Genomic DNA, 25799 nt, shown 5'->3' on the forward strand with positions numbered 1-25799 from the left:
TTCCATGACCACAGACAGCATCCCGGTCCAGACGGCGGACACACGCCCCGGGACCGCGGGGAAGACCCGGAACGGCACGCCGTCCGGTGGGCGGCCCCGGCGACTGTTCCGGCACCCGGGTGCCGGACGCCAGCACCACGCGGGTCCCGTCGCCTACATCCTGCTGGGGCTCGCGGCCCTGTTCTCCCTCTTCCCGCTCTACTGGACGATGGTGGCGGCGTCGACCGACAACACGCGCGTCACCCAGACACCTCCGCCGTTCCTGCCGGGACCCCACCTCCTGGACAACCTCGGCAAGGCCTGGCAGGACGCCGCGTTGGGCAAGGCCATGCTCAACAGCCTGATCGTGGCCGGCGTGATCGCCCTGTCCACGGTGCTGTTCGCCACCCTCGCCGGCTTCGCCTTCGCCAAACTCCGCTTCAAGGGCCGCAACATCCTGTTGATGCTCGTCATCGGCACCATGATGGTGCCGCCCCAACTCGGTGTCGTACCGCTGTTCATGATGATGACCGAGCTGGGCTGGGGGCAGAAGCTGCCCGCCGTCATCTTCCCCACGCTCGTCAGCGCCGTCGGCGTGTTCTTCATGCGGCAGTACCTGTCCGAGGCCCTGCCCGACGAACTCGTCGAGGCCGGCCGGGTGGACGGTGCGCACTCCCTGCGCATCTTCTGGAGCATCGTGCTGCCGATCGCCCGGCCTCCCATGGCCGTGCTGTTCATGATCACGTTCGTGCACGCCTGGAACGACTTCTTCTGGCCCTTCATCGTGCTCGACATGACCAACCCGACGGTGCCCGTCGCTCTCACCCAGCTCAGCGCGGGGTACGTGCGCGACCAGTCGCTGATCATGGCGGGCGCTCTGCTCGGCACGCTGCCCCTGCTCGCCATGTTCGTCGTCTTCGGCCGTCAGATCGTCGGCGGAATCATGCAGGGAGCGGTCAAGGGGTGAGCCCGCTGCCGTCCCCCCGTTGTCGCGACCCTTCGGCGCCCGCCACCCCGCTTCGCCTCTCCCGCCCCGCAGCACATCTGGAAGGACCCACGTGACCACCGTAACCCGACGTGTCGCGCCCGCCCCGGAGAACGCCAACGTCCTCAGGTTCCCCCAGGGATTCACCTGGGGCACGGCGACCGCCGCGTACCAGATCGAGGGCGCCGCCTCCGAGGACGGACGTACCCCTTCGATCTGGGACACGTACTCGCACACGCCCGGCAGGGTGCGCAACGGCGACACCGGTGACGTCGCCACCGACCACTACCACCGCTGGCGCGAGGACGTCGCGATCATGGCGGACCTCGGCGTGAGCGCCTACCGGTTCTCCCTGTCGTGGCCGCGCGTGCAGCCGACCGGCCGTGGTCCGGCCGTCGAAAGGGGACTCGACTTCTATCGCGCTCTGGCCGACGCGCTGTTGGAGAAGGGCATCGAACCCGTCGTCACGCTGTACCACTGGGACCTGCCGCAGGAGCTGGAGGACGCCGGCGGCTGGCCGGAGCGGGCCACCGCGGACCGGTTCGCCGACTACGCGTCGCTCGCGGCACATGCGCTGGGGGACCGGGTGAAGACCTGGATCACCCTCAACGAGCCCTGGTGCAGCGCCTTCCTCGGATACGGCTCGGGCGTCCACGCGCCCGGGCGGACCGACCCGGTCGCTGCCCTGCGCGCGGCGCACCACCTCAACCTCGCCCACGGCAAGGCCGTTCAGGCGCTGCGTGCCGAACTGCCGTCCCGGGCCGAGGCGTCCATCACCCTCAACATCCACCACGTCCGCGCGCTGACCGAGTCCGCCGAGGATGTCGAAGCGGCCCGCCGGATCGACACCCTGGCCAACCGGATCTTCACCGGCCCCGTGCTGGAGGGCCAGTACCCGCAGGAACTCTTCCAGGACACGGCGAGCCTGACCGACTGGTCCTTCGTACGGGACGGCGACACCGCCACGATCCATCAGCCGCTGGACTTCCTGGGCGTCAACTACTACTCACCCACACTCGTTTCCGCCGCCACCGGCGAGGCCAGCCACGGCTCCGACGGCCATGGGGCGAGCGAGCACAGCCCCTGGCCGGGCGCCGACAAGGTCGCCTTCCACCGGCCGCCGGGCAGTACGACCGCGATGGGCTGGGTTGTCGACCCCAGCGGCCTGTACGACCTGCTGATGCGTCTCAAGGCGGATTTCCCCGCGTTGCCTGTGGTGATCACCGAGAACGGGGCCGCGTTCGACGACTACGTGAACCCGGAGGGCGAGGTGGCCGACCCCGAACGCATCGACTACCTCCACGGCCATCTGTCGGCCGTGCACCGGGCGATGGTGGCCGGCGCCGACGTGCGGGGCTACTTCCTGTGGTCCCTGCTGGACAACTTCGAGTGGGGCTACGGCTACAGCAAGCGTTTCGGTGCCGTCTACGTCGACTACCCGACCGGCAAGCGCATCCCGAAGGCCAGCGCGCGGTGGTACGCCGACGTGGCCCGCACCGGCACCCTGCAGGAGGGGAGGGGCGGGAACCGGTGACGAAGGGGGAGCCGCACGGCCGACCGGCCGACCGGCGAGCCTGGCTCGCCGGTCGGCCGTGCGCGCTGATGCGCGTTGCGGGACGCGCTACTTGTCGGCCGCGGATGCCGTGCGCGTGGGCTTGCCCAGAGCCCAGAAGAGCACGCCGAGGAGCATGAACCCGGCGAGCGGGACGGCCTCCGTCAGCAGGTACTGCCAGCGCTCGCCGTAACTCCAGCCGTCCGGCCTGTAGTCGGAGCCGAACCAGTGGTCGCCGAGCCCGGGGGCGACCAGCTGCACGCTGGCGAACAGGACGAGCAGGGTGAGGACCACGCTGATGGTGCGGGGGAAAGGCGCCTTGTAGGGGCGCGGGACGTCCGGGGCCTTGCGGCGCAGTACCGCGAGGGCCGGGAAGATGCCCAGGTAGCTGATGAGGGTGGTGGAGATGGCGAGGCCGAGGACGGCGCCGAAGAGCTTGGCGGCGCTGCCGTCGGTCAGCTGGTGGGCCAGGACCAGGACGAGGGTGGAGACCAGCCCGCTGAGGATGTTGACCCGTACCGGGGTGCCGAACCGGCTGGAGATGACGCCGAGGAAGCGGGGCGCGGCGCCGTCGTAGCCGGAGACGGCGAGGGCGCGGTCGGAGCCCATGACCCAGGTGACGCCGGAGGAGAGCACGGTGAGGATGAACATGATCGCGGCGAGGTCCCCGAGCAGGCTGCCCGCGCCGCTGAGCGTGGCGGTGCCGTCGGCGCCGACGTGGCCGCCGTACACGGTGAAGACCTGCCGGATCGCGTCGATGAATCCGCCGAGGCCGGTGATGGCCTTGACCGGCAGGACGAGGAGGATGCCGAGGATCGGCAGCGCGTACAGCAGAACGGCGAGGCCGGCACTGCGGAAGATGGCGTAGGGAACGTCCTTCTGGGCGTCGGTCATCTCCTCGCCGGCGGTGTTGGGCAGCTCGAAACCGACGTAGTTGAACATCAGGACGGGCACCAGGAGGACGAAGCCCGCATAGGTCGGGGAGAAGTCCCCGACGCCGAATCCGTGCAGGCCGTGCTTCACGCCGTACGCCACGACGGTGACGGTGAACAGGCCGAGCAGGACGAACCGGCTCCAGGCGCCGATGGTGGGAATCCACTTGCCGACGTCGAAGGAGAGGATCGCGGCGAGCACGCCCACCCAGACGAACACGAGGGTGAAGACGTAGAACCCCGGGGTGCTCAGGTCCTTTCCGTCGTTGAAGAAGGTGGTGTAGGCCGTGACGGCGGAAACGGAGAGCGTGCCGCCGAGCCACACCGGATTGGTGATCCAGTACAGGAAGTTGTTGACGGCACCGGCGAGACGCCCGAAGGCGCGGCTGGTCCAGATGTAGGGGCCGCCCTCGTCGGGGAACGCGGCCCCGAGTTCGGCGGTCAGCAGCGCGGAGGGCACGAAGAACACGAGGGCCAGCACGATGAGCCAGGTGAACGCCTCCGCACCATCGGAGGCCACCGTGCCGATGGTGTCCACCCCGACGATGGTGCACAGGAGGAAGAAGAGGATGTCGAAGCGGCCGAAGTGCTTGCGCAGCTTCTGCCGCTCCGTCCGGGCCGCTGTCGGCGCGTCGGCATGCTCGGACGTTATTGGGCCAGCGGCCACCGGGAGCTCCTGCGTGCTCGTGGAACGGGCGGGATTCGGCCAATGATCTGCCGCCGCACAAAGGCCCACAAGCGTTCATGTGCAAGTCTTGACCATCACTTCTCCGTCTGGTTGCCACGACAACCGTGCGAAGCGAGCTGGCGCGAACCCGGTGGTCGAGCCCGCCGCACGCCGATTGCAGCCCTCGCCTGCACGGCGATCAGGGACGGGGGGCGGAGCGTCCGCTCCACTCCTCGGCCGCTGTCAGCGGAACGGGCGCGGGCGGCGCCGTCGACGTCGTCAGCTCGATGCGCCGCCCCTCGGCCGACGAACGGAGGAGAGCGCTCATCGCCTCCAGCACGTGCAGGGCGAGGTCGCCGTTGGCCCGAGGCGCCCGCTGCCCGTCGGCGCTGACGAAGTCGAGCAGACCGATACCCCGTGCGCTGCCGACGTAGCCGGCCGACGGCGGCAGGGTGCGCCACTGCGTGTCGCCGAGTTCGAAGAGCCGTACGTCGCCGTCGAAGCGGTTGGGATCCGGAACCGTGAGCGTCCCCGTCTCGCCGTGGACCTCGATCGGCGCCGCCGTTGTGGTCACGCCGTCGAAGCTCGTCGTGATGGTCGTCAGGGACCCGCCCACGTGCTCGAGTACACCGGAGACATGGCTGTCCACCTCGACCGGTATCCGCTCGCCCGCGCGCGGGCCGGAACCGATGACGCGTTCGGCACGCCGCCGGCTGGACGCGCCGATCACGGCACGCACCGGACCCAACAGGTGGACCAGGGACGCCAGGTAGTACGGCCCCATGTCCAGCAAAGGGCCACCCCCGGCGGTGTAGTAGAAGTCGGGGTGGGGATGCCAGCGTTCGTGCCCTGGGGTCACCATCACGGCCGAGGCGAACAGCGGGCGTCCGATGGTCCCCGCCTCCACCGCCGCCCGCGCCGTCTGGATTCCGGTGCCCAGGACGGTGTCCGGCGCGCACCCCACACCGACTCCCGCCTTCGCTGCGGCCTCCATGATGCCGTGGGCATCCGAGAGGGTGGCGGCCAGCGGCTTCTCGCCGTAGACGTTCTTGCCGTGCCCGATGGCGCCGAGGGCGATCTCGGCGTGCGCCGCGGGCACGGTGAGGTTGAGCACCGTGTCCACGTCCGGGCTGCTCAGCAACTCCTCGACCGTCAGCGCCTCGACGCCGGGCAGTTCGGCGGCGACGGCGGCCGACCGGGAGGCGTCGAGGTCGGCGACCGCCGTGACGCGCACGGCGGGATGGCCGCGCAGCGTGTCCAGGTAGGCGCGGGAGATGACCCCGAGACCTACGACGCCGATGCGGTGCGCGTCGCCCACAGCATGCCCCTCTCGATGATCGCGCGGACCTGGGGGACCTCGAGCACGTCGAGGCTGTGACCCGGCGTCGTCACCACGATGCGACCGGCCCCCCACCGACGGGTCCAGACGGCCGGCGAGGTGACCGGCCGGTGCCAGGGCTGCCATGGCCGGGTGGGATGGGTGGTGGTGGCCAGGACGTCGATGAGGTCGTCGTGGAGCACCCAGTACTGCTCGGTGTACAGCTCGAAGTCCTCGATGCCCGCGGTGACGGGGTGCTCGCGGCCGAGCTCGGTGATGCCGACGACGTGCGGCAGGAAGTTGTCCGCCGCGTCCCCCTGACGCTCACACGGCTCCTTGCCCGGGTGCGTCGCGAACTGGCCCCCCACCAGGTGGAGATAGTCGGAGGAGGCGCGGAACGAGTCGGCGATGCCACCGTGCCAGCCGGTGAAGCCGGTCCCGGCCACGACCGCCGCGCTCAGTCCCGACAGTTGCTCGGTGGTGATCTCCGACATCGTGACGCACTGCACGACGAGATCGGTGCCGGCCATCTCGGCGGCGTCGGCGTAGACGTCGGTCGACTCCTCGATCCGGATGTCGAAGCCGTTGCTCTCGAGGAAGGGCAGGAACAGCTCCGTGGCCTCGACCGGCTGGTGTCCCTCCCATCCGCCTCGGACCACCAGGGCGTTCTTCCGCGTCATCTGCTTCCTTCATGGGGCCGTCGCCCCGGTCTGGGTCGGAGGTGCTCGCCTTGAGAATGCGTCAGTCACCCCCGCGCGGGAAAGGGTTGCCGGCTACACGAAAGTTTCGGCTCTCGGGCAGCTGCGAACCTCGGCTGTCATCCACACCGCTCATGGCCGAGCGGTGCCGACTCGATGCCGGTGCAGACCCGCTGGCGGTGCCGACGGCAGGCGGAGCCGCCAGCGAGAGGTCCCTGCCCACTGTCCTCGGATCCTCTCGACGGCCGGGGAACGGCCTGTCCCGGCCGACTGCCCTGCTCTGCGAGGCGTTTGAGGGGCATGACCTCGCCGACGATGTCGGCTGCGCGGTCGACGACGGTCTCGCTGGCCTGTGTCGGTGGGTTCGGTTGGTCGAGCTGCTCGGGTGAGAATGAGTGCCGTCAGTCTGTGAGGGCCGGCAGGCCTTTGGCTGTCTGGTGCGCGCGGTGCCGGATCCATACGTTGGGTTCGACGTAGACGGCGTGGTCGTGTGTGGTGTCGCAGTGCACCGGGACCAGGGCGCCGGGTACCTCGATGTCCCCGTCCCGGTCGAAGGGCAGGCCCGTCCACTGCCGCCACTGGGCCAGGGAACCGCTGACCGTCATTGACGTGGGAGCGATCTTCTCGATGGTGCCGCCTGCTTTGACGTGCACCCGCAGCCACGGGTCGGTCGGCAGCCCGTCGTCACGCCGTTGGCGGATGTAGTCGGCCATGGGAACGCGAGGATGCACGTGCTTGGCTGTTGGGCGGACCGGTGCCAGCAGCACGTCGTGGCCTTGGCGGCCGCATGCTTCACACAGCGCGGCGAGCATCCGGTAGGACAGGCCGCGGCCGAGGTACTCGGTGTCCACCGTGATCTCGAGTGCACTGGCGATCGTCGGCGGTTGCCCGCGGTGCTGGTCCCGAAACGCCCACACCAGCACCCGGTCCCAGCCTTGGTCCGGCATCTCCTCGCGGTCGTCGATCCTTGCGTTGAAGGGCACGCCGAGTCCGCGTGCGACGACTCGGTCGCCGTCCGTAGCCACCACGCAGTACTGCGGGAAGTCCTCGGCCACCCGGCCCAACAAGGCGGAGGCGACCGGATCGTGGGGTGTGAAGGCGGGCCAGATGTCGGCGATCTCATAGATCCGGGCGATCAACGACGGACGCTCGGCGAGTGGCGTTATCCGGATGCTGTCGGTATCTGTCACGGCGGTGCACGCTGCCACAACGGCAACATCGCGGCCACGGATTTTGTCCCGCCGAATACCATGCCCGGTTATGGCCGATGACGTGCTCAACTACTCCCATCCCGGGCCCTTCACGAGCCTGGACGCGACGCAACTCCAGCTCATCGAGAGCCTGCCGGACGACCCCGTCGGTATCTGTGCCGCCGCGCAGGGCCTGGTCATTCAGCCCGCGGACGCCATCGCGGTGGGGATCCCCGGGGTACGGCTCGCGGAGAAGAACATCCGGCCGGTCAGCGAGCTGATCGCCGCTCTGACCGCCATCGATCCGTCTCCGCTGCACCAGGCTCGCACCCCCAGGACACGGGTGATCGGCACGTGCCGACACTTCGCCACCGTCGCATGCGCATTCCTGCGTGCGAGGGGCATCCCCTCGCGGGCCCGGTGCGGCTTCGGGACCTACTTCCTGGAGGGCTGCGGCGTCGACCACTGGATCACCGAGTACTGGAACGCCGACCAGCGGCGTTGGGTGCGCGTCGACACCGAACACCTCGGCAAGACATATGTCGAGCATCCCGAGGATCTCGCTGTGGGTGAGTTCCTGACCGGCGGCGAGGCATGGGTTCAGTACCGCCAGGGTTTGGTCGACGGCCAGAAGTTCGGGGTGGCCGGTGTCGACTTCGCCTGGGGACCGGCCGAGATCAGCGGCAACGCCGTCCGCGACCTCGCGGCGCTCTGCAAGCGGGAAATGCTCAACTGGGATGAATGGGGCCGTATGACTGACGCCTATGAGGACAAGACAGGTCCCGACTACGACCAGCTCATCGACGAGGTCGCCGATGCCTGCTCCACAGACGATCCGCCGACTCTGACCCGACTGTTCGCCCGGGAGGAGTTGGCCGTTCCTCTGGGCATGGGCGGATGAGCCGAACCGGGGACCGGCAGCGGAGCGCCGGCGCCCGCGCCAGTCCCCGGCTGCTCAGGTCGTGGCAGCCTGTTCTGCCGCCTGCCTCACCGACTTCAACGCACCGGATGCACGCCCTTACCTCCGGGGTAATCGACCGTTCCTCCTTCCCCCGGGCAGGATCAGGCACATCGGCGGGGCCCCCGCCGGGATCCAGCCGCAGTCGCGAGGAGAGCGCCATGTCCGTCAAGTCGTCCACGAACCCGGCGAGGTCGACCCTCGCCGCGGCTTCCGTCGCCGAGGCCACCCGGTCCGTTGTGCGGGAGTTCCTTGCCGCAAGGGTGGCCGGGGACACCGGGCGGCTCGTCGCGCTCTTCGCCGACGAGGTCGACTGGCAGCTCGCCGAGAACCCCGCCGTCCCGTGGATCCGCCCGCGGTCCACCGCTGCCGAATGCGCCGCTCAGTTCACGGAGCTGATGGAGCACACCGTGCCCGAGGACGCGCGCGCCTCCGTCGACACCTTCCTCGTCGACGGCACCGACGCCGTCCTGATGGGGCACCTGTCGGGGACCGTACGTGCGACGGGGAAGTCCTTCGAGGGCCCGTTCGCGCTGCGTCTCACCGTCGAGGACGGCCGAATCACCCGGCACCACCTCTACGAGAACAGCCTCTCGATCGCCGAGGCCTGCGCCCCGTGAGGGCGCGGGTGGCCGCGCGCCGAGTGCCCCGGCGACGACGCCGGAGCAATGTGAGGAACTCCCCGACCCCGCCCAGCGGTTCGCGCCCCACCAGCGGTTCTCCCCGCGGGGACGGTCCCGTCGACGCCATCAACAACGACCTTGTTGCCCATGGAGCAGTTCCGTCGGCCGAGTCTGAGCAGTCCAGTCGGCCATGTCTGTGACCTTCTGACGGAACCGCCCCCTCCGTGTACGTGATCGGTAACAGACTTACGGGGCAACGCGTTGAGGGTGATTCCTGGTGCAGACTCCTGTTCGCATCGAGCGTCGACAGTGGCCGCGTACGGCCGACAACGGGGGAACATCATGAATGCTGCTGCCCGCAGGAACCACAAGAGCCCCAGGGGCTGGAAGTCCTACGTCCTCGGGGCCGCGGCAGTGGCCGCCCTGCTCGCGTCCACGGCGTGCGAGCCGGGCGCGGCCGAGGGCTCGGACGACGCCAAACCCTCGGACCGGCCCAGCACGACGAGTTCGTCGAAGCCGGCTGAGACCGCGACCGGGACGGCCTCGGCGAAGCCGGACGGCGCTACGGGTGACACCGGCGGAAGCGACGACAACGGCGGCGGGAACGAGAACAGTGGCACCATCGCCGCCTGCACCGCGGACCACCTCGGGGTCTCCGCCACCACGGAGCCCGCGGACAGCAAGGACGCCAAGCACCTCCTCATCACCGTCCAGAACGTCGGTGACAAGAAGTGCAACGTCTACCACTATCCCTACATAGAGCTCGGTGACGCCCAGGCCCCGACCCCCGTGATCAAGGACAGCACCACGGACCCGGGGGAGCCCACGACCATCGCTCCGGGTGAGGAAGCACACGCCGCTCTGCTCGTCGCCGGCGGCGCCAGGGATGAATACGAGGCGAAGAGCATCACGCTCACCCTCCACGGCAGCAAGCTCGGCACCAAGGCCGGCGAGCCGATCGACGTCCCCATGCCCGTCGACACGTTGTACGCGGACGACGGTCAACTTGTCACCTACTGGACGACTGCCTCCGGCTATGCCCTGGACTTCATCATGTCGAAGTGACGGACGTTGATGTGACCTTCCGAGGGCTGGGGGTTCGCAGAGATGCCGATGCGGTACACCGGTGGCGGCTCGCCGCTCACGCACGAGCAGGTGGCGGGCGCGCCGGCGAGGTCACCGTCCGCGCGGAACGGCCCGAGCTCCGGAAAGTGCTCAGCTCCCGCTTCCTGCAACGTCGTCGACTCTTGGTACCCGGCGTACATCGGGAGGTGACGGAGGCGGGGATGCGGAACCCTTCCCCGGTGATCGTTTGCCGCCCGGGGCCGGCGATCCAAGGGGATGCCGGCCCCGGGCGGCAGCGGGACCGCCGCGCTGCTACCCGGCGTAGGTCTCGTACTCGGCGACCTTCGGCGTGCCGGTCGAGCTGGTGATCTCGAAGGAGATCTTTTGCAGCGAGGTCCGAGGGAAGGTGATGGCTCCCGCCCCGCTGCCGGAGGTGAGGACGGCGCCGGTGTCGGCGTTGACGACCCTCCAGGAGCCGATGCTGCCTGCCGAGCCTGCCGCCTCTCGGATGTTGATCGCGGAGACTGTTGTGGAGGAGCCCCACTTGATCGAGATGGAGCCGGTCGAGCCGGCCGGCGACCAGTAGGTGCCCAGATCACCGTCCCGCACGTTGCCGTAGCTCGTCCCGTCCGCCTTGCTGGAGCCGTCGGAGCCGGCCCCGATGCTGAGATTGGTCCCGCTGGGCTGGGTCGGTCCCGGCGTGGTCGGGCTCGGTGTCGCGGTTGCTGTCGCGGTCGGACTCGGTGTCGGTGTTTGTGGCGAGCAGCTGCCGTTCGACACCTGCAGACCCTTGTTGGCGCCTGCCGTCTGGCCCACGATGGCCGGAACGCAGGCGACACCATCGAGGCTGTACGCGTAAGGGATGCTGACCGTGGTGTTGGACTGCGGATTGGGGCCGGCGGGGTTGTTCTCGCTGCCGGGGCTGGACCAGGTCACGTTGTCGAAGGTGTTGCCGCTGACCTGCCAGTAGCCGGCCGCGTCGGTGTAGAAGGTGCCCAGGACGTCCTTGGAGTCCTTGAAATAGTTGTTGTCCACCTTGGCGCGGGCCCCTGCGCGGGAGTTGATGCCGGACTCGTTGAGGCCCACGTAGTAGTTGTTGTAGATGTGGGCTGTGCCGCCTCGCAGCAGGGGCGTGCGGGAGTCGATGTTCTCGTACAGGTTGTGGTGGTACGTGATGAAGCCGTTCGAGAGGTCGCTCTCACTGGACCCGACCAGGCCACCGCGGCCGGAGTTGCGCAGGATGCTGTAGGACAGGGTCACGTACTGGGTGTTGTCCTTCATGTCGAAGAGGCCGTCGAACCCCTCCGACTCGCCGCCCGACGCCTCCAGGGTGGTGTGATCGACCCAGACGTTGCGGACGTTGCTCTCCATGCCGATGGCGTCACCGCCGTTGGACGTGGGCGAGCCGGACTTCTTGACGTTCCGGACGGTCACGTTCTGGATGACGATGTTGCTGGCGTCGCGAATGTGGATGCCCAACTGGTCGAAGACGGCTCCGCTGCCGACCCCGATGATCGTGACGTTGCTGATCTCCTTGAGTTCGATCACACCGGCGGCGGTGTTGCAGCTGTTCCCCGACACCTTGCTGGTGTTGCCGTGGTTGATGGTCCCCTCGACCTCGATGGTGATCGGGGTGCTGCTGCTTGCCCGGCCGCACAGTGCCGCATGGATCGCGGTCCCCGTGGTGGCCCGCACCGTCTGCCCACCCGCACCGCCGGTGGTGCCGCCGTTCTGGGTCGCGTAGCCGGTGGCGCTGCCGGTCGCTGCCGATGCCTCCGGTATCGACAGCACCGCACCGGTCGCGGCCGCAACGGCCGTCGTGGCCAGCGCCGCATAGAGTCGCAGTGCGACTGAACGTCTCATCCTCGCCTCCCCATTCGTCTTCGCATGCCGGGTGTCGCTGCTACGTACCGTGATCGTTCGGCGGGCCGTCGAGATCGCCGAACTACCGCTGGGCTGTTCGCTGATCGGCCAAAAGTGCGTGCTTCGCTCGACGTGAGCGCGTCGGTGGTGCGCTGTCGCCCGGCCGTCGAGGTCCTTCAGCGCCGCCGCGAAGCCACCGTGAGGTGTGTGGCTACCCCTTTCTGGTTTCTGTGGCGGCCTCTGAGTGCGACGATGCGGTCGGTTCGAGAACGTGAACGGCCCGGACGGTGGGATGCCGCTTCGCGGCGGGAGCAAGCGCTTTCTTTGGAAGCTAAGCGCTTGCTGCGGACACGTCAATAGACGTGTACTTGATTCTTATTCATGAACATGAACGCGACAGAGTGGGGTGGCGGCTGCCCTGGCGGCTCTCACCTGCCGCATCGGAGACCGCTCGGCAGACGACGAGACGCGCACTTGTCACCGCCACACGGCGAGGCCATCGACGCCGTTGAGGTCATCGAGGTACGCAGAGCACCGCGATGCGCTGCACCGCGTTGTTGCCGAAGCCGCCGCGGTTCCAGGGCTGGTTGACCGGCTGGGTGTCGCCCTCGGCATCCGTGGCGCGGGCGGTCAGGACGTGGGTGCCGGGGACGGCCGTCCAGGGCGCGTGCCAGTGCCGCCAGGACCAGGAGTGGCTGTCCGGTGGGGCGAGTTCCGCGTCGCGCCAACTGTGGCCGTCGTCCGTGCTGACCTCGACCCTGGTGACGGGAGCACGGCCGGACCAGGCGCGGCCTTCCAGGCGCACCGCGCCGGAACGTACGACCCGGGTGCGGGACATGAAGTCCGGGAAGCCGGGCGGGATCATCAGCGCCCGGGGCGCGATCCGGGTGACGGGGGTGCCCGGCTCGTCGGGGGACTGTCGGTAGCGGTACGCCACCGTCTGCTGGAAGCCCGCGAACGGCGTGTCGGTGAGGGTGATGTCGCGCAGCCACTTCACATGGGCCATGCCGTACCAGCCGGGGACCACCAGGCGCACGGGGTGCCCGTGCTGTGGGGGGAGCGGAGCGCCGTTCATCTCGTACGCGACCAGGACTTCCGGGGCCGTGGCCGTGGCGTCCGCGAGGGACAGGCTGCGCTGGTAGTCCTGTTCCACGCCGCGCTCCACGCCGTGGTCGGCTCCCGTGAAGACCGCCTCCACGGCCTCCTGTCCCACGCCGGCCTCGTCGAGCAGGGTCCGCAGCGGTACGCCGGTCCAGTCGGCGGTGCCGACCGCCTCGACCAGCCAGGGCTGGCTCACGGGACGCGGGGTGAGTTGGGCCCGTCCGTTGCCTGCGCACTCCATGGTCACCCGGTGGGTGACGGACGGGAAGGACCGGAGAGCCGCCAGGTCCAGCGTCAGGGGCGTACGGACTCGGCCGCGTACGGTCAGCGTCCATGTGGCGGCGTCCAGGACCGGGATGTCGTAATGGGTCAGGATGTAGTGCAGCCCGGCGGGCGTGACGTCGTAGCGCAAGGCCTCCAGGGGAAGGCCGTGGTTGCGGGCCGCGAGGGCGAGTTCCTCGTGACTGATGCCCTCGGCGGGGTCGGCGACGCGCCCCGGCGTGCTGACGTCGTCCAGTGATCCATGTGCGTCCGCCTGGCCCGTGCGACTGTCCATGGCTCCATGGTGCTCCCGGCGGCCGAGCCGGGCACCCTCTGGGTTGTGGTCCGGTTTCCGACCCGAGCCGGGCCGGGTGGCGCGGGCGCCGCCGGTAGGTGAGCAGTACCGTGACGTGACCCGCCGTCGGAAGCACGGTTCCGTTGGAAGGCGTGCCACTGGTCCTGGCGGTGTGCGAAGACGGTACGAGAGAGGTGTCCTCCAATGTCGAACTCCCCGCGCGACCGTGCCTGTTCGCTGTGATTGACTGCGGCGATGCTGCACGAGTCGGTATTCCGCACCAAGGATCTGCCCGCGGGGGAGCGGTTCGAGGCGTGGACACAGCGAATGGGCCGGACGCACGCTCCCATGCACCTGTCCAGTGAGCGTGCGGCGGACTACCGCGGACACCAGCGCCTGATCCAGCTCGGTGATGTCACAGTGTGGCCGGCGACCTTCGATTCCCTGGTCTTCCGCCGGACGCCGAAGCTCGTCCGCCAGTCCGATCCCGAGGTCTACCACCTCTCCCTCCTGCTGCGGGGAGAGGGCGGGGCCACCTGGGGCAGACAGGAGGTCACGTACCGGAACCGCGACATCCACATCAGCACCTCGTCACGGTCGTTCGAGGTGTTCACCGGCTCCGAACCGGTGACCATCGTCGGAGTGGAGCTCCCCCGGGTGCTCTTGGCTCTGCCTGCGGGCCGGGCCGATCAGGCGGTCGGGCGCCAGATATCGGGCCGTGAGGGAGTCGGCGGGCTGCTGTCGCAATTCCTCCTCCAGCTTGTCTCGGACACCGGCTCGTATCAGCCGCAGGACGCGCCCCGACTGGGAGCCGTCGTCGCTGATCTGGTCACCGCCCTCTTCGCCCACACCCTCGACGCCGACCTCCTGATGCCTCCAGAGACCCACAGCCGGACGCTGGTCCTGCGTATCAAGGCGTTCATCCGCCGGCATCTGGGAGACCCGGAACTGACACCCGCCCGGATCGCCGCCGCGCACAACATCTCGCGCAGCCATCTGTACCGCCTCTTCCAGGCCGAGGGCGTCAGTGTGGCCGCGTACATACGGGACCAGCGGCTGGGAAACGCCCGCCGCGACCTCGCCGACCCTGCCCTGCGTGCGATGCCGATCCATACCGTCGCCGCCCGCTGGGGTTTTCCCCGCCCGCCCGACTTCACGCGAGCGTTCCGCACCGTCTACGGCATCCCGCCGAGCGAGCTTCGCCGAACGGACGCCGACGGTGGCGGGAAGGCCGGGGAACGCTACCGCTGAGCGAGCGACCGTGGATTGTCCGACTGCTGCCGCCTCGTTCCTTCCCCAAGGCCCGGGATGCCCAGCCTGCAGCAGATCCCGTGTCCCGTCGGCCGGGACGGGGCTGCGAGTACGGACTTCGGGCGATAGCGTCCGTCAGCATGACGACTGGCACCCTGAGCGCATTGCGGTCCGAGCTGAGGAATCGTGCGGAGCCCCAAGTCCGGGCGCAGCTGGTGCGGGTGCTCACCCCCGTGGACGACGACGAGTTGCTCGGCGTACGTGTTCCGGTGATGCGCGGACTGGCCCGGCAGTACGGGGCGTTGTCACTGGAGGACGTGGACGTCCTGCTGCACAGCCGGGTGCACGAGGAGCGGTTCGCCGGTCTGCTGGTCCTCGCCGAGAAGGTGCGCGGTGCGCGGGGTGCCGACCTGAAGGCGCTGGTCGATTTCTATCTGGCACGCACAAACTGCGTGGACAACTGGGATCTGGTCGATGGTTCCGCGCATGTCGTGCTGGGGCCGTGGCTGCTGGCAGGACCGCCGGACGTACTGGACGTACTGGACGAGCTGGCTGGGTCATCGCGGCTGTGGGACCGCAGGATCGCCGTGCTGGCCACGCTGGCACTGATCCGAGCCGGCCGCTTCGAGCCGACCTTCCGACTGGTGCTCAGGCTGCGCCGGGATCCGGAGCCGCTGATCCACAAGGCACTGGGGTGGATGCTGAGGGAGATCGGCCGCCGGGACGAGCAGGTGATGGTCGATTTCCTCGACCGGAATCTCGCCGAACTGCCGCGGACCACTGTGCGGTACGCGACCGAGCGCCTGGCGCCGGACCGGCGGGCCCGGTTGTTCGACAGCCGTTCTTGACGTGCGCCTGTTGGCTGTCCGTTCCAGAGCGATGGGGGGCCATTTTGGGCGCTGCCCAGCATCTCGTGACCCGGTTCGTCGACGCCCGAGTCCGCGAGACGCTGTCGGACGTGGGACGGCCGCCCACTGACCTGGAACCGGACGGCCCCAAGACAGCGAAGCCTTGAAGCCGTCAGGGAACTCGGTGGTGCAGGTTCAGCCGCTGAGGTGGCCGGCGATCGACCGGGCGACCTCGGCGTGTGCGAGGTACTCGACGATGCTGTGCGCCCGGTCGCGGGCGTTGATGACGGCGAGGTCGGTCAGTCCGTCAGCCCAGTCGTCGCCCAGCGGGCATCCGATGGCCACCGCGTCGGTCGGGCACCAGGCGTTGAGCCAGTCCGCCACGATGTCCGGACGCTTCGGCCCGCCGACGAGCAGCCTGTTGTACACGCTGTCCAGGCCGAGGGGACTCCCCACCGTGGTCAGATGGACGAGGTTCACACCGGGGGACAGCCTGGTGGTGAGGTCCAGGCCGACGACCGTGCCGAGGCTGTGACTGACGAGGACCACGTCTCCCGAGTCCGGCATGGTCTCCAGTACGCAGTCCAGGACCTCGTCCCGGATGCGCCGGTCGTCGAGGTAGGCGGCCACGTCGCGGAAGACCAGGGCGATGGCCCATGCGTCGAGGTCGCTCCTGGCGGCCAGCCAGCTGAGCCGCTTCTGCAGGGCTCCGACCACGTCGCCCAGGCCGATCCGTTCGGTGGCCAGTTGGCTCTCGTACGGCATGTTCCACTTCGTGGCCGCCTCGCCGAGGATCTCCTCGTACACCGCGCGACCGCTGGGGGTGGCGGGCGCGACCACCTCCGCCGCCGTGGCGGTCGGCGCCTCGACGACGTGGGGGACGGCCTCGTGCGCGGTCAGGGACTGCACCAGTCTGTCGCCGTAGTAGGGGAACCAGACGTCCGCCGGGTCGACCGGGGGGAGCCCGGCGTGGACGAGTCCCTGGTTGAGACCGGCCGCCCATTTCCGGCGCAGTTTCTCGGGCTCCTGGCCTTCTTGGGAGCGACCGTGCAGGAAGACCAGATGCCGTCTGCCGCCGAACGCGCCGTCCCGGGCGCGTAGGCCCACGCGCGCGGTGGCCCTTTCGGAGGCCGGGTGTGGCGTTGCGGCGGCGGGAGCGACAGCCGTCACCGGACCGGCGGCGGCCTCCGCGAGGCGCAGCCCGGACTCCGGGCCCATCTCGGCCAGCAGCGCCTGCTGCCGGGAGGTGAGGGGCAAGGCGGCAAGGTGCTTCAGGATGGAGCTGATGCGTACGCCTTCGTTGGACACCCAGTCGATGGCGTCGTCGCCGTCACCGGGCTGCCAGACCTGTCCGTCACGGCGCAGGATGCGGCCCTGGTCGTCGGTCCTGGGCACACCACTGTGGTGGAGCGCGACGACCTCCCACTGGTCGTTGAAGACGGGAGAGCCTGAGTTGCCGGGCTCGGTGTCCGTCCTGTAGTGGAGGAAGTCGTCGAGACGCACCTGAAGCATGTTGTCGCGCAGGGCGATCTCCTTCAGGCGCCCCATCGGGTGGCCGATGACGTTGACGGGCTCGCCGATCACCAGCTTTCCCGTCTGGGCGCTGAGCCGGTTCCAGCCGAACGTCTCTCCCGGCGGCCGCTGGTCCGGGCCGGGGGCGACCAGCACCAGAGCGAAGTCGAGGCGTGCGTCCGCGACGAAGAACGCGTCGGGGTCGAGTTCGAGTCGCGTCACCGGCTGCGGTGTGTTGTCGACGGTGACCTGGGCCTCGAACTCCACGAAGCACTGCCGGGCGGCCTCCGCGTCGGTGAGCACGTGATGGTTGGTCATCAGCAGGCCAGGAGAGACCAGGAAGCCGGTGCCGAGGGGCACCTCGCGGCCGTTCTCCCGCACCGAGATCCGGGCGACGGTACGGGCCGCCCGGGCGCCGCGCGGCAGGAAGCTCCACGCCTGCAGATCCTTGGACACCCCGAGGATGCGTTCGTACGCGGCAGGCGGAGCCAGTGGTTCCGCCCGGACGGCCTCCACCACCATGGCGGCGGGCACCGCATGCCGGTCCAGCAGTCGGGCCGCGCGCGCCGCGAGCGCTTCCTGCGAATCCGGGAAGGAGACGCCGGCGTCCTGCCGCTGCTCGACCGCACGTCGCTGGTCGCCGGTCTCGTCGTACCGCGCGGCGGCCGCCGCGGCCTGGCGCTCCCGTTCCTCGCGGGACCTCTCCGTGGCTGCCATGTCAGGTCACCTTCCTTCCGGCGGTGTGCCACGGCACGAAGGCGTTCGTCAGCCCCGCGAGAGCCGTGCGCAGCTCCGGGTGGTGACGCAGCAGTACCGTGATCATGCTGTTGTCGTCGATCCAGGCCATACCGGCCTTGGAATACACCTCGGGGGTGTAGTAGTCGGTGAAGAAGCGGTCGCTGTTCAGCCGGCGTGAGGCCATCAGGATGAAGATGCGGAACGCCGTGTCGCTGAAGGCGAATCCGGCCGGCAGCTTCTCCGCGTACAGCCCGACCAAAAGGTCGACCTTCTCGATGTCGCCGTCGTAGAGCTCCCGGATCTGCTCGGCCCACGCGCGGTTCTCCGTCAGTTCCAGGAAGTTCGCCGCGGGCTTCAGCCGCAGCAGCCGCCGGAAGTCGTTGTAGCGGGGGACGCCGAGTTCCCGGGTGCGCAGGATGTCGGTGGCGGCGAGGTCCTGCAGATGTCCGTCCGGGCGCTCGAACTCCTGGAGGAACTTGGGGAAGTTGTGCAGGCTGACCAGTCCGGGGTGGAGCGTGCCGAAGCTGTAGAGCAGATCGGTCATCTCGGTGGTCTCCAGGGCCTTCAGCGCCCCGGGGCCCGAGATGTCGCGCAGGGTGCAGTGGCGCAGCGTGGTGTCGTCGGCGGCGGAACGCAGATGCCACTCGTCGCGGATGAGCGGGTGCATGCGGTAGACGGCCACGAATTCCTCGGTGAGGGAGTACGGGACGCCGTAGTGGTCCGTTTCGCCGCCGGGGATGCCGCTGACGACCTCGCTGTCGCTGATCCGGCCGAAGAGGTTGTGGACGCGCTCGCCGGCGAGGCCCCACCAGTTGGCGCGCAGTGCCTTGACGGTGGTGGGGTGGCTGATCACGGCCGGTGTCCACTCCACGGTGTGGATCTTGGCGAGGAGCGCGGCGTTGACGAGTCGGGCTCGTTGGAAAAGCTCCTCGTCGTTCCAGGACGGGTACGCGCCGTGCAGGTGGTCGCAGATCGCGTTGTGCTCACGAGCGAACAGGTCGTGCATCATGGCGAGACCCAGCCAGAAGCCGGGGATGCGTGAGGGGTCACGGGACGGGTCCGAGGGGAACGGGGATCGCTCGTCGTCCCACACGTGCAGCTTGCCCAGCTCGCCGGCGCGGATCAGGCGCTGTTCGGACTCGTTCGTGCCGTAGATCTGCGACGCGTCCCACCAGTGGGAGGACACGTTGACCCGGGTGTCGGGCGTCCCGGCGGGTGCCTGCGGGTCGCGGGTCGGGTCGTCCGGTGTCCGCATGATCCGCATGGGGTGTTCCGGCCACGGGTCGTCGTCCACGAGGGGTACTTCCCAGGGCCGTTCCGTGGGGCCGGTCCCGTGGCTGAACCAGTCGCGGACCATGAACTGAAGCCACGCGGCGACCAGCGAGTTGACCGATTCGGCCGGGGTGAGCTCGTCGCGGGTGAACAGGGCGCGGCTGACCTCACGGGGGTTCGGCGTGGACAGCACGTCCTCGGGCGTGGCCGCAGCGATCCGGTCCAGCGGGATGTTCCGGCCGAAGCGGGTGCCGGCCATGCCCATCCGAGGCTCGTCGAGGTCGTTGTGGCTGCCGTCGGGGGTCCGGTTGACCTTGTGGGCCTCGGAGTGGGGTGCGGGATCGGGCAGGTTGGCGGAGGGCAGGTGGCCGGTGTCGTGGAGGTTCTTCTGCCGGAGTTTCACGCGCAGGCCGAGGAGTGTCAGCAGGCCAGGTATGACGGGCAGTCTGTCCCAGCCGATGCGCCGGTCCACGTATTCGGCGCCGGCGGTGACGACTCGCCAGGGCAGCGACGTACGGTATCCGTTCGCGGAACGTGGTGCGGCGTGTCGTAGCTTGCTCATCGCGGTACTCCTTGGGCGGTTGTGAGGAACCGTCGCCCGCTTTCTCGCTGATCAGGTGGAGGGGGTGGCGACGAAGGACCGTGAAAACGGGGAGGGGAAGACCAAGGCGTCGACGATCTGGGCAGCCGGACCAGCGGACCACTCCGCGCACCCGGAACCTGCTGTCGACGCCCTGCCGAAGGTCTGTCGACCGCTCGTCGACGGCCGAGGGGCCGCCGCCCTTCCGCCACATCGAGCAAGTGGAGCAATGGAGCAATGGAGCAAGTTGAGCAAGTGGAGAACGCCATTCTCACTCCCGGCGAGGCCGGCCCGGATCACCTCCGCTCGGGCGGCGAGCAGCTGTCCGTCAGGGCGTTGTGGCAGGCAGCTGAGTGGGCACGGCGGGCAGCATGATGCCGTCGCCGACTGGCGCGGTGTGCGGTACGAGTCCACCGGACCGGGCGACTTGGAGCAGGTCCGGGAGTGTGTACGGCTCGGCGCCGTCGAGGTCGACCTGGTAGCCCAGATCACCGAGGCTCGCCGCGGTCATCCGGCTCAAGGGGTTGTTGCTGCCCGAGATGAACGGTGACATGAGTTCGTTCACGAACACCGCTTCTCGCCAGTGGCTGTCCCTGGTGCCCGGTCCGCCGAAGTTGGCGACCGGTACCGGTACCGGCTGGGCCTCCGAGACGAGTGCGGCGAACTCCGCCTGGGCGCCAGGGCCGGTGAAAGTAGGGTCCTGGCCGCCGGCTCCCGTGAGGAGGCCGAAGGGCTTCCACAGGGTCCCGATGCCCAGTACGTGCCCCATCTCGTGGGTGATGACGTCGACGAGCGTGCCGTCAGTCTCCATCTTCGCCAGATCCGAGGAGTCGAACCTCATCACGCCCTTCGCGGGAAGCCGCGGACCGGACTGGGCGGTGCCGTCACGGAAGTCGGTGGGTCCAGCCATGCCCAGAATGCCGCCAGGACCGTCGATCGTGACGCCTTCCGCCTCGATCAGCAGATCGTCGATGATGTCATCGCCGACGACAGCGGTGTCGAGGTCCCCGACGATGACCTGGGCCCAGCGATCGGCGGCTGCCGCGAAGGCGTCCTGCTGATGTGCCGTCAGTCCGCCGAGGAAGCGGACTTCGATGGTGAACGGGGACGTGGTGTTGGCGATTTCCTTGGCGCGTTGGAAGTCGGCCACCGCTCGATACGTCTTGAAGGTGCCAGTGGTGACTTTGCTCATCGCGGATCTCCTTGCCTCGCATCCGATGAGAGTCACCCCCTTTCACAGGCTAGGTCGAACGGGTGACCGGCGCGCGTCGACGCCCCGCCTCTGGTCGCTTGGCTGCCCGGTCGGAGCGCGGGACTCCCGGGGGTCCGCAACCGTGCTGCCCGGGCAGCATCATCGCTTCGCCAGTTGACGCATCCACCGTTGGTTTCACCACTGCGGGGTGATGCTGTCGGACGACTTGCCTGAGGACAGGCCACATAAGTGACTATTCGGTATTATTGGGCTGAATGGGTGATCGTCCCAAGCTCGGGGGGTCCACTCCGGACGCATCCCGTCCGCATGGAAGGAGGCCATCCCATGGCCCACGGCATGTCACTCCACATCGGGCTCAATCGCGTCGACCCCGCCCAGTACGGCGGGTGGGACGGCAAGCTCAACGCGTGCGAAAACGACGCCCGCGACATGGAACAGATCGCCAGGGACGCCGGCTTCGACGACCGCACGACGCTGTTCACGGCAGACGCGACGGTCGACAACGTGACCGCCGAGCTCCGCAAGGCGGCGAGGGTCCTGACGTCCGGCGACATCCTGCTCCTCACCTACTCGGGTCACGGCGGCCAGGTACCGGACAGGAACGGGCCCGAGGACGAGCCCGACCGCCTCGACGAGACCCTGGTCCTCTACGACCGCGAGTTCATCGACGACGAGCTCTACAAGGAATTCGAGGCGTTCGCCGAAGGAGTTCGCATCTCCGCCTACTTCGACTGCTGCCACAGCGAAACAGCCGTCAGGGCGGTGCGCAGACTCCTCACCCCGGACGCGATGGAGGAGCAGTACCAGACCCGCGACCCGGACCAGATCGAGGTCACCTCCCGGGTCATGCCGCCGGACACGCAGCGCGAGGCGTACGACCGGGACAAGACCCTCTACGACACGATCCAGCGCAACCTGCAGCCGAAGGACACTCTCGACCTACCGGCCAGCGTCCTGCTCATCTCCGCCTGCGCGGACAACCAACTGGCCGCCGACGGCTGGGAAAACGGGCTCTTCACCGGGACACTCCGCGAGGTCTGGAGCGAAGGCAAGTTCACCGGCGGACACAAGTCGTTCCACCGCGAGATCCTCCGCAGGATGCCGCCCAACCAGAGCCCCGGCCTGTTCGTCACCGGTCGGGCCAACGACCCGTTCCTGCGGCAGCGGCCCTTCACCGTCTAGGGTCCGTCTTCAGGTCCCCGACTCGCTTGTCATCTCGGCGATTTGGTTCGCTGACTGTTTCGTCTCGCCCATCGAGCCTTCGCAACGAGTGCTCGGTCACGGGAGGCTGTACCGGCTGGGAGGGGGGATCCCCGACGAACAACCGGTCCTGGGACCCAGCGTCCGCCTGTCCGTGCCCTGCTCTAGAGTCGCCCAGGTGACCGAGCCCTCCTACCTTGCGGCGGTCCGGGAGTCATACGACACCGTTGCCGCTGACTACGCTCAACTCGTCAAGAATCCGTCGGAGTTGGATCCGTTGTCCCGCGCGATGCTGGCCGCATTCGCGGAAGCCGTTCAGGCAGCCGACCTCGGGCAGGTCGCAGATCTGGGATGCGGGCCCGGCAAGGTCACGGCTCATCTGGCAGACCTGGGGGTGCCCGCGTTCGGCATCGACCTGTCTCCGAAGATGATCGAGCTGGCCCGGCGGGCTCATCCGAGCCTGAATTTCACGGTGGGGTCGATGACCGCGCTGGCGATCCGGGACAACGAGCTCGGTGGCATCCTGGCCTACTACTCCACCCACCACACGCCGCCGGAGCTTCTGCCGGTCGTGTTCGCCGAATTCCATCGCACGCTTGCGCCCGGCGGCCATCTGATGGTGGCCGGCCATGTGGGAGACGACGAGCGGTTGCGTCCGACGCAGGCGTATGGCGGCCACCCGGTGTCCTACGAGTCCCACCTGCTGCCGCCGAATCGGATCGCCGGGCTGTTGGACAGAGCCGGACTCGCCATCACCGCGCAACTCGTGCAGCCGCCTGGCCAAGGCGCCAAGAGGACTGCCGCCACCTTTCTGGCTCGGAAGCCTGAACGAGCGGGAGTTCAGACGTAACTCCAGCGGCCGGCAAGGACGCGGTCGATCGTTGAACCGATGCATTCCGCGCTACTGGGTCGAGTACCTGGCCTGGAGCCGTTCCAATCCAGCCCGGCCACCCGCGTGCTCCTCGACGTCATGGACGTACGGCCGGAGGCCCTGCGCGGCACGGACGCCCGTCCAGACCGAAATTGACACGGTCTGCGCACAGGGTGAACCTGGAATCAGGGGCGCTGAACGGCCCCTCAGAAGTGCGTATTGCAATCAGACCGGCGTTCGTCGACTTCGGCCGCGCCCGCACGTCCTCGACGAGAATCCCGGCCGCGCCCGAGAGGAGACTCTCATGCACGGGCATGTGCGAACCATCGCCGGGGACAAGCCGATCTTCATGATCAAGGTCAGCGTCTACCGCTCCGACCTCACGCTCATCGACCGTGCCTACACCAACGACGACGGCTCGTACAGCGTCGACGTGCCCGCCGGTGAGACGGTCACCGTCCGGTTCGACACCCATCCCTCGCTCAACAACGCGGACAGCTGGCAGCCGTCGCTGGTCACCGACGTGGTCGCCGACGACGCCGTCCCGCTCGACCGCCGTCTGGTCCCCGTGGGCCAGTTCGCGGAAACGGCGCGCGGCATCGACGTACTCGCCGCCTTCCTCCTGGCCTCGGCCGTGGAAGGACCGGAGTACGCCACCCCCACCACGACCCGGCTGTCGCAGATCAAGCAGAACAGCCTGTTCCTCCAGCACATCCAGGCAGTCCTCCTCCAGCACTTCACGGAGCAGACCGACGTCTGATGGGCCGTGCCCGACCCGGCCGGTGGTCACCTTGCCGAACTTCTTCGTGGCTGTCCTGGAGGGGTCGCACGGCCTGGCTCCGTTGTCCGCCAGGGTGACGGGCGACAGCCCGAAGACTCCTTCGGTCCTGTGCATGCCGTCTTCCTAGCCGTGCCCGGCGATTTTCAGGACCGGACGTTCTTCGTCGATGTGGTCTTCCTTCCCCCCGGGGCTGGCGGCGGGGCGGAATCCACTGTGCGGATAGCGGGCCCTGCGGGTGGGGTAGGGCTGGTGGTGGCCCGCGGGTGGTCCCGGGCCGGCGGACAGGGGGTGCCGTGGACGACATGGCGGGTACGGATCGCAGGGCGGGCGGGGACGGGAGCGTGTCGGCGGCCGAGTTGTTCGACGGGCTGGGGCTCGCGTACGAGGAGGCGTTCGGCCGGCTGCCGGCCCAGCGGGAGGCGGTCGAGTGGCTGGCCGGGCGGCTGCCGCCGGGGGCCCGGGTGCTGGATGTCGGCAGCGGCACCGGGCGTCCGGTCGCCGAGCGGCTGGTGGCGGCGGGCTGCGCGGTGACCGGTATCGACGTGTCACCGGTGATGGTGGCCTTGGCCCAGGAACAGGTGCCGGGCGCCCGGTTCGAGCAGTGCGACGTACGGGAGTTCACCCCAGAGGGCGGTTTCGAGGCGGTCTGCGCGTTCTTCCCGCTGCTGATGATGACGCGGGCGCAGGCCACGGCGGCGTTGCGGCGGATGGCCGGCTGGCTGACCCCGGGTGGCTACCTCGTGACGGCCACCGTGCCGGCCGATGTCGAGGGCGTGCACATCGAGTTCATGGGCCGGCCGGTTTGCGTGTCCAGCTTCGCGGCGGACGACTACCTCCGGATACTCCGGGAGGAGTGCGGGCTGACGGTCCTGCACCACGCCGTTTCGGGGTTCGTGCCGGCCGGTGAACTCGCCGTCCCCGAGGAGCACCTGTTCTGTTACGCCCGCCGCCCCGGCACACCGGTGACGCGGACGCGGTGACGCGGTGACCCGCCGGCATGCCCCAGGACGCCCGTTTCCCTCACACGCCGGCCATCACGCTGGCAAGGCCGGCGTGCCCGCGGTGAGGAAGACGTGACGGTGTAGGTAAAGCGGCCTGCGCGCACGGCATCGTCGAACTGCGCCACGAACCGGTCCGCGTCCAGCGGGTTGAGGTAGCCCCGGGCTGCGGCGGTGTCCGCCCAGGTGCGCGGGCCCATGACCTTGTCGGCCGCCGACGGGTCGCGCACGGCCAGAGTCCGGGCTTCCGCCGTGATGTCGTGGAGGCCGCGGGTGCCTGCGGGTCCTGCTCCGCACGTGACGGAGCAGGGCCCGCAGGGGCCGGCTTCTGCTCAACCGGGCCCGCGGATCTGACGGTCGGGCCCGCCGACCTGGATGGTCGGCGGGCCCGTCTGGTCAGTCCATCGAGCGCAACCGGTCCAGTTCACTGCCGATGGCGTCCCGCAGCGCCTCGTGTTGCGGACCGAGCCTGAACCGTTCGTCGCTCCACCGTTCATGCGGATAAAGCCACACCGGTTTGCCTACCAGCTCGGCCGGCTCCCACTCGAACCGAGGCCAGACATGGGCGTGCAAGAACGGGTCCGTGTTGCCCAGGATCTCCAGGTTGACCCGGCGGAAGTCGGGGTCCAGCCGCCGGCAGGCGCGCTCAACCGCTTCTCCCAGTTGGTCCATGTCGGACAGAAACGACAGCCGCTTGGCCCTCGGCAGGTCAGTCAGCCGCTGAACATGCGGTTCATCCACGAGGAGAACCGAGTAGCCCGGCAGGAACTGGACGTCGCCGATCACTGCGAACCCCGCCTCGAGCCGCCGCAGCACGGTCGGATTCTCGCCCCGCAGAGCAGAACCGATCCGGTCCGTCCGCCAGTCACCAGTCATGGCCCGAACCTACCGCCAGATGATCGAGATCCCCCGGACAGGACGCCCGAAGCCGATGCAGGGCTTCGGCGACATCATCCGGCAGGACTTTGAGACCGCCGTCCCAGTGGAGGACGCCCGCCCGGGCATGTACCGGCGGCGGAGAAAGTCTCCTGACGCCGACGGTGGCTCC

General features: G+C 68.9%; 21 protein-coding genes. 11 read left to right on the forward strand and 10 right to left on the reverse strand.

Going from position 1 to position 25799, the window contains the following annotated elements:
• Positions 1-4: 4 nt before the first annotated feature.
• Together ACWBNA_RS08580 and ACWBNA_RS08585 are read left to right on the forward strand one after the other, a co-directional pair.
• On the forward strand, positions 5-946 hold the full coding sequence (locus ACWBNA_RS08580; RefSeq protein WP_482703630.1) for a carbohydrate ABC transporter permease: 942 nt from the start codon (positions 5-7) through the stop codon (positions 944-946).
• 91 nt (positions 947-1037) lie between these two features.
• The gene (locus ACWBNA_RS08585) at positions 1038-2498 is read left to right on the forward strand and encodes a GH1 family beta-glucosidase (protein ID WP_482703631.1); all 1461 of its coding nucleotides are present in this window, start codon (positions 1038-1040) and stop codon (positions 2496-2498) included.
• 87 nt (positions 2499-2585) lie between these two features.
• Here the strand turns inward: ACWBNA_RS08585 and ACWBNA_RS08590 are convergent, their stop codons facing one another.
• The 4 genes from ACWBNA_RS08590 to ACWBNA_RS08605 all read right to left on the reverse strand — a co-directional run bounded on the left by ACWBNA_RS08590 (position 2586) and on the right by ACWBNA_RS08605 (position 7321).
• Positions 2586-4115 (reverse strand): APC family permease, encoded by a 1530-nt coding sequence (locus ACWBNA_RS08590; protein WP_482703632.1) that lies wholly within the window; start codon positions 4113-4115, stop codon positions 2586-2588.
• A 199-nt stretch (positions 4116-4314) separates the two neighbouring features.
• Entirely contained in the window at positions 4315-5433 is a 1119-nt protein-coding gene (locus tag ACWBNA_RS08595) for a Gfo/Idh/MocA family protein (protein WP_482703633.1), read from the reverse strand.
• Entirely contained in the window at positions 5403-6113 is a 711-nt protein-coding gene (locus tag ACWBNA_RS08600) for a ThuA domain-containing protein (protein WP_482703634.1), read from the reverse strand. Before ACWBNA_RS08600 ends, ACWBNA_RS08595 begins: the two co-directional genes overlap by 31 nt.
• Before the next feature lie 419 nt (positions 6114-6532).
• Entirely contained in the window at positions 6533-7321 is a 789-nt protein-coding gene (locus ACWBNA_RS08605) for an N-acetyltransferase (RefSeq protein WP_482703635.1), read from the reverse strand.
• A 70-nt stretch (positions 7322-7391) separates the two neighbouring features.
• Between ACWBNA_RS08605 and ACWBNA_RS08610 the strand changes: the two genes are divergently transcribed.
• The 3 genes from ACWBNA_RS08610 to ACWBNA_RS08620 all read left to right on the forward strand — a co-directional run bounded on the left by ACWBNA_RS08610 (position 7392) and on the right by ACWBNA_RS08620 (position 9967).
• On the forward strand, positions 7392-8222 hold the full coding sequence (locus ACWBNA_RS08610; RefSeq protein WP_482703636.1) for a transglutaminase-like domain-containing protein: 831 nt from the start codon (positions 7392-7394) through the stop codon (positions 8220-8222).
• Between the two features lie 218 nt (positions 8223-8440).
• Positions 8441-8899, forward strand: coding sequence for a nuclear transport factor 2 family protein (locus ACWBNA_RS08615; protein ID WP_482703637.1), 459 nt, complete (start codon positions 8441-8443; stop codon positions 8897-8899).
• 345 nt (positions 8900-9244) lie between these two features.
• Positions 9245-9967 carry a DUF4232 domain-containing protein gene (locus ACWBNA_RS08620; RefSeq protein ID WP_482703638.1) on the forward strand — a complete coding sequence of 241 codons (723 nt, stop codon included), beginning with the start codon at positions 9245-9247 and terminating at the stop codon, positions 9965-9967.
• Positions 9968-10279: 312 nt separating this feature from the next.
• On the opposite strand, the gene ACWBNA_RS08625 is transcribed toward ACWBNA_RS08620, so the two are convergent.
• Together ACWBNA_RS08625 and ACWBNA_RS08630 are read right to left on the reverse strand one after the other, a co-directional pair.
• Positions 10280-11830 (reverse strand): pectate lyase family protein, encoded by a 1551-nt coding sequence (locus tag ACWBNA_RS08625; RefSeq protein WP_482703639.1) that lies wholly within the window; start codon positions 11828-11830, stop codon positions 10280-10282.
• Between the two features lie 514 nt (positions 11831-12344).
• Positions 12345-13487 (reverse strand): sulfite oxidase, encoded by a 1143-nt coding sequence (locus ACWBNA_RS08630; RefSeq protein ID WP_482703640.1) that lies wholly within the window; start codon positions 13485-13487, stop codon positions 12345-12347.
• Between the two features lie 255 nt (positions 13488-13742).
• Here ACWBNA_RS08630 and ACWBNA_RS08635 point away from each other — a divergent pair, with 255 nt between their 5' ends.
• Positions 13743-14738 (forward strand): helix-turn-helix domain-containing protein, encoded by a 996-nt coding sequence (locus ACWBNA_RS08635; protein WP_482703641.1) that lies wholly within the window; start codon positions 13743-13745, stop codon positions 14736-14738.
• A 140-nt stretch (positions 14739-14878) separates the two neighbouring features.
• Positions 14879-15586, forward strand: coding sequence for a DNA alkylation repair protein (locus ACWBNA_RS08640; RefSeq protein ID WP_482703642.1), 708 nt, complete (start codon positions 14879-14881; stop codon positions 15584-15586).
• A 195-nt stretch (positions 15587-15781) separates the two neighbouring features.
• On the opposite strand, the gene ACWBNA_RS08645 is transcribed toward ACWBNA_RS08640, so the two are convergent.
• The 3 genes from ACWBNA_RS08645 to ACWBNA_RS08655 all read right to left on the reverse strand — a co-directional run bounded on the left by ACWBNA_RS08645 (position 15782) and on the right by ACWBNA_RS08655 (position 20880).
• On the reverse strand, positions 15782-17815 hold the full coding sequence (locus tag ACWBNA_RS08645; RefSeq protein ID WP_482703643.1) for a trypsin-like serine peptidase: 2034 nt from the start codon (positions 17813-17815) through the stop codon (positions 15782-15784).
• A gap of 1 nt (position 17816) precedes the next feature.
• Complete coding sequence (locus tag ACWBNA_RS08650) at positions 17817-19670, reverse strand: peroxidase family protein (RefSeq protein WP_482703644.1); 1854 nt, start codon at positions 19668-19670, stop codon at positions 17817-17819.
• 346 nt (positions 19671-20016) lie between these two features.
• Positions 20017-20880 (reverse strand): leishmanolysin-related zinc metalloendopeptidase, encoded by an 864-nt coding sequence (locus ACWBNA_RS08655; protein WP_482703645.1) that lies wholly within the window; start codon positions 20878-20880, stop codon positions 20017-20019.
• A gap of 345 nt (positions 20881-21225) precedes the next feature.
• On the opposite strand from ACWBNA_RS08655, the gene ACWBNA_RS08660 reads away from it, so the two are divergent.
• The 4 genes from ACWBNA_RS08660 (at position 21226) to ACWBNA_RS08675 (ending at position 24733) form a co-directional block, all read left to right on the forward strand.
• Complete coding sequence (locus tag ACWBNA_RS08660) at positions 21226-22083, forward strand: caspase family protein (protein WP_482703646.1); 858 nt, start codon at positions 21226-21228, stop codon at positions 22081-22083.
• Between the two features lie 196 nt (positions 22084-22279).
• A complete protein-coding gene (locus ACWBNA_RS08665; RefSeq protein ID WP_482703647.1) occupies positions 22280-22951 on the forward strand; it encodes a class I SAM-dependent methyltransferase in 672 nt (223 codons plus the stop codon).
• A gap of 325 nt (positions 22952-23276) precedes the next feature.
• On the forward strand, positions 23277-23732 hold the full coding sequence (locus ACWBNA_RS08670; RefSeq protein WP_482703648.1) for a carboxypeptidase regulatory-like domain-containing protein: 456 nt from the start codon (positions 23277-23279) through the stop codon (positions 23730-23732).
• Positions 23733-24055: 323 nt separating this feature from the next.
• Positions 24056-24733, forward strand: a complete 678-nt coding sequence (locus ACWBNA_RS08675) for a class I SAM-dependent methyltransferase (RefSeq protein WP_482703649.1) — start codon at positions 24056-24058, stop codon at positions 24731-24733.
• Positions 24734-25147: 414 nt separating this feature from the next.
• Here the strand turns inward: ACWBNA_RS08675 and ACWBNA_RS08680 are convergent, their stop codons facing one another.
• Positions 25148-25627, reverse strand: coding sequence for an HIT family protein (locus ACWBNA_RS08680; RefSeq protein ID WP_482703650.1), 480 nt, complete (start codon positions 25625-25627; stop codon positions 25148-25150).
• Between the last annotated feature and the right edge of the window lie 172 nt (positions 25628-25799).

The organism is Streptomyces sp. Q2, from assembly GCF_056820935.1.

What these genes read in the sequence shown, in the direction of transcription:
- ACWBNA_RS08620 (WP_482703638.1), top strand. Translation starts at nt 9,245, where the DNA reads ATGAATGCTGCTGCCCGCAGGAACCACAAGAGCCCCAGGGGCTGGAAG.
- ACWBNA_RS08680 (WP_482703650.1), bottom strand. Translation starts at nt 25,627, where the DNA reads ATGACTGGTGACTGGCGGACGGACCGGATCGGTTCTGCTCTGCGGGGC.
- ACWBNA_RS08660 (WP_482703646.1), top strand. Translation starts at nt 21,226, where the DNA reads ATGGCCCACGGCATGTCACTCCACATCGGGCTCAATCGCGTCGACCCC.
- ACWBNA_RS08675 (WP_482703649.1), top strand. Translation starts at nt 24,056, where the DNA reads ATGGCGGGTACGGATCGCAGGGCGGGCGGGGACGGGAGCGTGTCGGCG.
- ACWBNA_RS08640 (WP_482703642.1), top strand. Translation starts at nt 14,879, where the DNA reads ATGACGACTGGCACCCTGAGCGCATTGCGGTCCGAGCTGAGGAATCGT.
- ACWBNA_RS08630 (WP_482703640.1), bottom strand. Translation starts at nt 13,487, where the DNA reads ATGGACAGTCGCACGGGCCAGGCGGACGCACATGGATCACTGGACGAC.
- ACWBNA_RS08645 (WP_482703643.1), bottom strand. Translation starts at nt 17,815, where the DNA reads ATGGCAGCCACGGAGAGGTCCCGCGAGGAACGGGAGCGCCAGGCCGCG.
- ACWBNA_RS08580 (WP_482703630.1), top strand. Translation starts at nt 5, where the DNA reads ATGACCACAGACAGCATCCCGGTCCAGACGGCGGACACACGCCCCGGG.
- ACWBNA_RS08600 (WP_482703634.1), bottom strand. Translation starts at nt 6,113, where the DNA reads ATGACGCGGAAGAACGCCCTGGTGGTCCGAGGCGGATGGGAGGGACAC.
- ACWBNA_RS08610 (WP_482703636.1), top strand. Translation starts at nt 7,392, where the DNA reads ATGGCCGATGACGTGCTCAACTACTCCCATCCCGGGCCCTTCACGAGC.
- ACWBNA_RS08615 (WP_482703637.1), top strand. Translation starts at nt 8,441, where the DNA reads ATGTCCGTCAAGTCGTCCACGAACCCGGCGAGGTCGACCCTCGCCGCG.
- ACWBNA_RS08625 (WP_482703639.1), bottom strand. Translation starts at nt 11,830, where the DNA reads ATGAGACGTTCAGTCGCACTGCGACTCTATGCGGCGCTGGCCACGACG.
- ACWBNA_RS08655 (WP_482703645.1), bottom strand. Translation starts at nt 20,880, where the DNA reads ATGAGCAAAGTCACCACTGGCACCTTCAAGACGTATCGAGCGGTGGCC.
- ACWBNA_RS08650 (WP_482703644.1), bottom strand. Translation starts at nt 19,670, where the DNA reads ATGAGCAAGCTACGACACGCCGCACCACGTTCCGCGAACGGATACCGT.
- ACWBNA_RS08635 (WP_482703641.1), top strand. Translation starts at nt 13,743, where the DNA reads ATGCTGCACGAGTCGGTATTCCGCACCAAGGATCTGCCCGCGGGGGAG.
- ACWBNA_RS08670 (WP_482703648.1), top strand. Translation starts at nt 23,277, where the DNA reads ATGCACGGGCATGTGCGAACCATCGCCGGGGACAAGCCGATCTTCATG.